The sequence below is a fragment of the Methylobacterium sp. J-026 genome, from assembly GCF_022829585.1.
Taxonomy (GTDB): domain Bacteria; phylum Pseudomonadota; class Alphaproteobacteria; order Rhizobiales; family Beijerinckiaceae; genus Methylobacterium.
Map to the genome: position 1 here is coordinate 1 of NZ_JAKSYC010000235.1, position 1139 is coordinate 1139.

Here is a 1139-nt window from a genome sequence, read left to right on the forward strand (position 1 = left end):
CGCTCGCGCTCATGGGTGAGATCATCAAGGGCGACCTACAGCAGGCCATTACCGAATATTCCGGGCCGCCGCTGAAGCCATCCACCGTCGCGCGGAAGGGGTCGGACAAGCAGCTCGTAGACCAAGGCATCGAGCTTGCCGGCATCGACTACCGGGTGAAGTGATTGGGGCCGGAACCCCTTCCTGCCTTCAAATTTGGCCCGTGAGCGGCTTTCTTCGCTTGAGCGCTGTCAACTAGCGATAATCGAACGAACGCCGTCCTTGGCCAAATCTGGCGATCTGAGCGGCAACCAGAAGGATCAGCAATGCCCTACCCCAAATTCAGCGCCGACGATGCAGCTTGGTTCGAAACCCATCCTGATCGTGGCTATCGCTGTCGTCACCGGACCGGTGCTGAGAAGGGTGCGGATCGTGCCGCCCTGTCCGGCCCTGCCTACGGTCTCGTCATCATCCGCCGATGCGACGCACAGACGGCCACCCTGTGGTCAGCCAACCCGAGTCTGTACGTCAACGGCGATGACGAGACCTTGGCTGACTGGTTCGGTCACTATCAAGACCGTGCGGCATGAGGTGAGCATTCTCATCGTCGCATGCCAAATGCTTGGTGAGATGCTATCTATCGGCTGAACTTGGATTTTGGACACGTTTCAATGCCTGTCGACAGGACCTCGAATAGTCTGAGCAAGCGCCTAGCGAAGCTGGAGAGCGCCATCTGCCCGCCGCAGCACCGCACGGTGCGCCACTTCGCGATAAAGGGGCCGAAGGGTTTGCCTAGAGATGCCGCCGTCGCCTTCCTCCGAGAGTGTGGCCACGACATCCGCGATGACGAATGCGCCATCATCCGCGTCATGGTCGCGCCTGGGTACGACCTGCCGCTGAAGGACATCACCGACAGGTGCGGGCGATGAGGTCGTGGCTGTTTTTTGGCTGTTCTTTACAGCCACGCCGAGCCGCAGGGGGTGAGTATGCCGGGTGATGGTCGGCCATTCGGGCAGGGCCAGAGCGGCAACCCCGGCGGTCGTCCGAAGGGTGCCCGCAACCGGTCGACCGAGGCCCTGGAGACGATCCTCGACGGCGAGAGCGAGGCCCTGACCCGCAAGGCGATCGAGATGGCTCTGGAGGGCGACACGGTCGCGCTG

General features: G+C 62.0%; 3 protein-coding genes. All 3 read left to right on the top strand.

Going from position 1 to position 1139, the window contains the following annotated elements:
* Positions 1-305 precede the first annotated feature (305 nt).
* Positions 306-569: a hypothetical protein gene (locus MKK69_RS20650; protein ID WP_243970970.1), complete on the top strand. Its 264-nt coding sequence runs from the start codon at positions 306-308 to the stop codon at positions 567-569.
* A gap of 81 nt (positions 570-650) precedes the next feature.
* Positions 651-908: a hypothetical protein gene (locus MKK69_RS20655; protein ID WP_243970971.1), complete on the top strand. Its 258-nt coding sequence runs from the start codon at positions 651-653 to the stop codon at positions 906-908.
* A 57-nt stretch (positions 909-965) separates the two neighbouring features.
* The coding region (locus tag MKK69_RS20660) for a DUF5681 domain-containing protein (RefSeq protein WP_243970973.1) at positions 966-1139 on the top strand (174 nt) is incomplete at its 3' end.